The organism is Tritonibacter scottomollicae (assembly GCF_003003215.1).
In the GTDB taxonomy this organism is placed as follows: domain Bacteria; phylum Pseudomonadota; class Alphaproteobacteria; order Rhodobacterales; family Rhodobacteraceae; genus Epibacterium; species Epibacterium scottomollicae.
Genome location: NZ_PVUF01000011.1, coordinates 50,091 through 57,190, shown reverse-complemented (window position 1 = coordinate 57,190; position 7,100 = coordinate 50,091). Strand labels below are relative to the sequence as shown.

Below are 7,100 nucleotides of genomic sequence, written 5' to 3'. Positions count from 1 at the left end.
TGCTGAGCCTCGCGGATGTTGCGGTGCTGGGCAATGATCTCTCGGTTGCGACGGGCGTGAGTGCGCAGATCAGCAGCGACGGCACGACACAGCTGACCGGTGATCTGTCGCTGGACGGCGATCTGTCGCTGTCGGCAAGCTCCGGTGTTCTGACGCTGGCGTCGGGGAATGTGACAAGCGGCGCGGGCGCGACCCTGTCGATTGACGCGGGCACGGTGGCGTTGGGGTCAAGCGGGGCGGTTGCGCTGCTTGCGGATGCGCCGCTTAGCATTGCGGCTGGCGCTGCGTTTGATCTGGCCGGGGAAGATACGACCATTTCAGCCCTGTCGGGTGACGGGCGCATTTTCACCTCTGAGCTGGACGGGCTAGATGGCACGACGGATCTTGTGATCGCCTCGACCGGGGCGGGCGGATTCAACGGAACCTTTGATGGGACGGAGGAGGCGCTTGCGCTTGAGACCACTGGTGATGTGACCTTTGGCGGAGCCTTTGATGGGCTTGAGGGCGTGACGGTCTCCTCGGGGACGCTGACGCTGAGCACAACGATGGATGCGAACTCCTCCATCACGGTCGATGGCGGCACCCTCAGCAATGCCGGCACGATCACCGGTGATGTGACAGTGCGCGATGGTACGTTCAGCAACACCGCGACCATCCGAGGCATGACCCTCGCCGAGGCGGGCACGGTGCTGAGTGCCAACAATGGGACATTTGACGGCGATGTGACCATCAACGGTGAAGATTTGCCTGCTGCTGCTGCGGAGGCAAATTTCTCTGGGATGACATCGATCACTGGCGATCTGCAGAACGCCGGAAACCTGACCAATGACGGGACGTTGACCGTGACCGGCGCGTTCACCAGTGCGGGGCGTGTCACCAACACCGGTACAATCGTCAATGCGCTGACGATGGCCGGGGACGGTTCGCTGATCCAGAACGGGACGACAAGCGGTCTTGTCACCCTGTCTGATACGGCCAGCCTCACCACAAATGGCGGCAGTTTCGCGGGGTTGATGATTTCCGAGAATGCCAGCGCGACGCTGTCAGGGGCAATCACCAGCAGCGGTGACGTGACCAACCTGGGCCGTCTTGCCTCCTCCGACAGTGTTGCGACAACATTGACGGTGACGGGCGGGCGCTTTGTCAACATCGGTGATTTGGTCGGCGGAACCTCGGGGCTGGTGGTCACCGCCGATGAGATCGAGGTCGTGACCGGGTCCAGTATCACCGGCAATGTGAGCCTTGATGCGGCGCTGCGGGTTGCAGGGTCGCTGGAGCTTTCGAGCGATCTGACCCACAGCCTGACTATCGTTGATACGGGCGAGGTTACCGTTACCGCGGAGATTTCCGGCACGGATCAAAGCCTGAGCAATGACGGGACGCTGGTGCTCGCAGATGACACGGGTTTGACTGGCCTAGCTCAGTACGCGGGTGCTGGTCGTCTGGACTTGGGGCAAAATGCGGCCTTTAGCGCGGCGGACTTGAGCATTGGCGGAACCGCCACACTTGCCGCCGGCGCCTCCCTGACCGGAGCGGACCGGTTCGTGATTGCCGAAGACGGCAGGCTGCTGACCGCGGCGGGCGGCGGCACGGTTTTGATTTCGGCCGCAAGCGGTCTGAACATTGAGGCCGAGGGTGTGCTGGATGTTGCGGCGGGCGATACGCTTTCTGGTACCGGTCTCGATCTGTCAAATTCGGGCGGTGTCAACATTGGCACGGGTGCGGCGCTGACGCTGGCGTCGCTTCAGTCCGATGGCGAGGTGACCAATAGTGGCACTCTGACCGTGACAGACGCGATCACGCTGTCGGGTGGATCTGTGACGAACACGGGCGCGATTTCGGGGGCGGTTGCGGTCTCGGGTGGCGCGTTGACAAACAGTGGGACGGTGACCGGTGATGTGACACTGACCGGGGGCACGGTGACGACCTCGGGCACGATCAGCGGTGCGACCTCGGTGGGCGCGGATGCGGTTCTGGTCTCGCAGGGCGGCAGCTTCAGCGATGATGTGCTGATCGCGGAGGAGGGCCGGCTCGAGCTCTCGGGCACCACTTCGGTTGCGGGAGACGTGACGAATGATGGCGTGATCATCGCGACCCAGAGCGGGGCTGCGCTTTCGGTCACCGGGGTGCTGACGATCAACGGCACCATCGACGGCAGCGTCGGGACGTTCAGCGTTGGGGCTGACGTGGTCCGGCTTGCAGCAGATGCGGTGGTGAGCGATGTGATTTTTGACGCAGAGGTCGAGAACGCAGGCACGCTCGAGCTTGGCCGTGATCTTACGGCGGCACAGGACGTGACGACTCTGGCGGGTTCCACCACGCGCGTGACAGCTCAGATCGCGGGCAATGGCGTTGATATCACCAACGCGGGCAGCTTTGAGATCGAGGCTGGCACCGGGCTGACGGGGCTTGGGGTGCTGCGCAACAGCAATGCGCTGACCATCGGCGCGGGTGCTGAACTGACGGCGCAGAGCATTCACAACAGCGGTACGCTGGCCATTGGCGCCGGCGGGACGCTGGAGGGGCTGGGCAACACGCTTGATAACAGCGGAACACTCACGCTGGCGGACGGGGCTTCGGTTCTGGACGCGGGCGCCATCAACAATGCCGACGGCGGGCTGATCCGGTTTGACGGATCGGGCACGATCGCGGCGAACCTTGGCGATACGGATACGGCGATCAACAACGCCGGGCAGATCGTGACGGCAGGCGCCAGCGGTGACACGGTCACCATCGGTGACGGTTCGGCCAATGTTTTCAACAACCTGCAAGACGGTGAGTTTATCCTCGGCGCGGGGACCGTTGTGTCTGCCACGCAGACGGATCTGCGCAACGCGGGCACGGTCGAGATCAACTCCGGCGCGCGCCTCGGGCTGGACGAGCTGAGCAACAGCGGCAGCCTGTCCAACGCTGGCACGCTGAGCGTCGCCGGTGGTCTGGCAAACACGGGCAACTTTGAGAACACAGGCACCCTCACAGCCGACCTGACCCAAACCGTAGGCAGCACGATCAACAGCGGCACCCTCGGCAATGTCACGCAGTCCGGGGGCACCGGATCGAACAGCGGGACGGTGACCGGGGCGCTGGCACTGTCCGGCGGGACCTTCACGAATGGGGGCACCGGGGTGATTGGCCAGGTGTCGGTAACGGGGGGGACGCTGACCAATGCCGGTGCGATCAGCGGCACGCTGACTCTGTCAGACGCGCAAGGTTGGGTGACCAATAGCGGCTCTGTGCTTGGCCAGACCGCGGTATCGGACGGGGTGTTGAACACCGCAGGAAGCCTTGCCGGCTTGGATCTATCTGGCGGCACTGTCACAAATACGGGCACCATCACCGGGGGCGCGACCGTGACCGGGGGCAGCCTGAACACAGAGCAGCTGAGCGGTGGTCTGGACCTGTCGGGTGGGTCTGTGACGAACACGGGCGCGATTTCGGGGGCGGTTGCGGTCTCGGGTGGTGCGTTGACAAACAGTGGGACGGTGACCGGGGATGTGACACTGACCGGGGGCACGGTGACGACCTCGGGCACGATCAGTGGTGCGACCTCGGTGGGCGCGGATGCGGTTCTGGTCTCGCAGGGCGGCAGCTTCGGCGATGATGTGCTGATCGCGGAGGAGGGCCGGCTCGAGCTCTCGGGCACCACTTCGGTTGCGGGAGACGTGACCAATGATGGCGTGATCATCGCGACCCAGAGCGGGGCTGCGCTTTCGGTCACCGGGGTGCTGACGATCAACGGCACCATCGACGGCAGCGTCGGATCGTTCAGCGTTGGGGCTGACGTGGTCCGGCTTGCGGCAGATGCGGTGGTGAGCGATGTGATTTTCGACGCGGAGGTCGAGAACGCAGGCACGCTTGAGCTGGGCCGTGATCTTACGGCGGCACAGGACGTGACGACTCTGGCGGGTTCCACCACGCGGGTGACGGCTCAGATCGCGGGCAATGGCGTTGATATCACCAACGCGGGCAGCTTTGAGATCGAGGCTGGCGCCGGGCTGACGGGGCTTGGGGTGCTGCGCAACAGCAATGCGCTGACCATCGGCGCGGGTGCTGAACTGACGGCGCAGAGCATTCACAACAGCGGCACGCTGGCCATTGGCGCCGGCGGGACGCTGGAGGGGCTGGGCAACACGCTTGATAACAGCGGAACACTCACGCTGGCGGACGGGGCTTCGGTTCTGGATGCGGGCGCCATCAACAATGCCGACGGTGGGCTGATCCGGTTTGACGGATCGGGCACGATCGCGGCGAACCTTGGCGATACGGATACGGCGATCAACAACGCCGGGCAGATCGTGACGGCGGGCGCCAGCGGTGACACGGTCACCATCGGTGACGGTTCGGCCAATGTTTTCAACAACCTGCAAGACGGTGAGTTTATCCTTGGCGCGGGGACCGTTGTGTCTGCCACGCAGACGGACCTGCGCAACGCGGGCACGGTCGCGATCAACTCCGGCGCGCGCCTGGGGCTGGACGAGCTGAGCAACAGCGGCAGCCTGTCCAACGCTGGCACGCTGAGCGTTGCCGGAGGTCTGGCAAACACGGGCAGCTTTGAGAACACCGGCACCCTCACAGCCGACCTGACCCAAACCGCAGGCAGCACGATCAACAGCGGCACCCTCGGCAATGTCACGCAGTCCGGGGGGAGCTTCACCCAAACCGCGGGGGCGAGCGCTGCGCTGACCTTCACCGGGGGGACCGGAAGTTTGGAGGGTGGCTCTGTCTCTGGGACGCTCTCGATTTCTAACGCTGTTGTTGTGGTGGGCGAAGATGCGACGGTCACCGGGTCCAGCACGGTTGAAAGCGACGGTACATTGGGCATCGCGGGAACCGTGGCCGATGTGACGAGCGCTGGCACGCTCAGCCTGAGCGGCACGGCGGATCAGGTCTCGATTACGGATGGGACCTTTGTTGCCGAGGGCGCGTCTCTTGGAACCCTAGCTCTTTCCGGAGCATCGGTGTCATCGGCATCGGGGGATATCTCGGGGAACCTCACGCTCGGCGATAGTGCGGCGCTGACGGTGTCTGGCGATCTTTCACTCGGCGGCGCTGTCAGCCAGGTGAGCTCCGACGTGTTGGTCACCTTGCAAGACGGCACCTTCACGCTTGCGTCGGGTCTCTATGAGAACACCGCCAACCTCTTGTTTGACGGTGGGACGCTTGCAGCGGACCTGGAGAATACAGCGATGTTGGAGCTTCGCTCCGGAACGCTTGCAGGGGATCTCGACAACAGTGGCAATGCGGCGCTTGCTGGCCAGATTTCCGGCGGTCTCAACAATGCGGAGGGCGGTGTTGTCGCTGTGGCTTCGGGCGCTGCGGCTGGGATTACGGGTGAGACCGCAAACTTCGGTACATTCAGCGTTGCCGGCGATTTGACTGTTGGCGACACGTTCCGCAATGGCAGTGCCGATGCAACAGATGCCGCGTTTGGCATTGTTGGTGGGACGTTTGCTGCCGCGGATATGGAGAATTTTGGAACCCTCGCCTTGACGGATGCGGGTGTGGCTGCTGGCACGCTGCGCAACATGGGCCAGATGCAGGCCCTGGGCACCTCTTCGATCAGCGGGAACTTCACCAACACCTCCGATGGCGTGCTGTCCCTGGCGGATGATGACATCTCGACCCGGCTAACAATTGATGGCAACGCGGACCTTTCAGGTGTGGTTGCGGTGGATATCGATTTGGCGACAACCGGGGCGCAGGGTGTGGACCAGATTTCTGTCTCGGGCGCGGTCTCGGGGAATGTGGTCTTTGCGTTCAACAACCTTTCTGGCGCGGATCAGCCAGCGCTGGACGCGCCGCTTTCGGTGTTGAGCTATGGATCCAATGGAGGGCTGAGTGTCAGCTCCACCGGCCTCCCGTCGACAGGCGCCATTCTATATGCGTTGTCCAATGATACGTCAGGCGGGCAGGTCTCTCTGGTGTCCGGTGCCAATCCGGCCTTCGCAGGTCTGGCGAGCGGTCTGACGGTGGCGCAATCCTTGATGGGGTCCGTGATCAACCGACCCACAAGTCCTTATATTTCAGGCCTTGCTGCCGCCGGTGAAGGGGACGATCTGTGTGGCAATGGCGCTTGGGCAAGGGCGACCGGGGGGCGGGTTTCTGCCTCCGGGTCGGCTGAAACTCAGCTCGGACAGTTTGAATCCGTTGTGGATGCCACCTATGGCGGTTTGCAGTTCGGCTTTGACAATAGCTGCTTTAAGGGCGTTATCGGCGGTTGGAACCTGAGCTACGGTGTGATTGGCGGCGTCAACCGCGGTACGATCACGCAGCCCGTCTTTTTCTTCGATACGCAGACGGCCACGCTAAACGAGTCCATTGTGACCAGCCGCAACGATATCGAATTCGACCAGATCTATGGCGGTGTTTATCTCGGTGCCTCGAAAGGGCGTTGGGTGGCGGATCTGCAGGCGCGGACGGACCGCACCAGCTATGATCTGCAAAACCGCGCCGCCGCAGGTCCGTTCGGAGAGCGCCTCGGTGCCGATGACCAAAGCTATGACAGCTCGGGCTCAACGATCTCCGGCTCGCTTGGCTATGCCATCCCGCTGACGGGTCTTGGCGAGGGCATCAATTTCATCCCCACGCTTGGCTTTGCCTATAGTCGGACAACGGCGGACAGTGTCTATTTCTCCAATGACAAGTCTGATCCTGATGACGACGGCGTGCTGGAGTTTGATCCGATCACCAACAAGGTTGGCTTTGCCTCGTTGACCCTGTCCCGGAGCACTGTGCGCCCGTCGGGTCTTGCCGCGCTCAATTACTTCGGCACGCTGAGCTATTATCGCGATTTCGCCGATGTTGCCGGTGCGAGCTATTATCAGCTTGATGCAGCGGGCAATAAGCTTGGCGCGCCGCTTGATGCGAGCAACGACCTGCTGAGTGAGTATGGCGAACTTAGCCTTGGGTTGAACTACACCCGTATCTTGGACCCTGGCTCGGCCTTCTTGTCCGCGCGTCAGCTGGATACCTCCATTCGTGTTGATGGCCGCTTTGGAGATCAACTCGATGGTTGGGGCGTCACAGCGCAGATGCGGCTACAGTTCTGAAAACACGCGCGCTCTTTTGAGGGCGCGCGTTGCACAATGGGGAGGGGTTGA

The 7,100-nt window shown here is 62.8% G+C and carries 1 protein-coding gene; it reads left to right on the top strand.

The window, feature by feature from the left end; translation table 11 throughout:
• The first annotated feature begins 23 nt into the window (after window positions 1-23).
• On the top strand, window positions 24-7,049 hold the full coding sequence (locus CLV89_RS15880) for a hypothetical protein (RefSeq protein ID WP_207796952.1): 7,026 nt from the start codon (window positions 24-26) through the stop codon (window positions 7,047-7,049).
• Window positions 7,050-7,100: the final 51 nt, after the last annotated feature.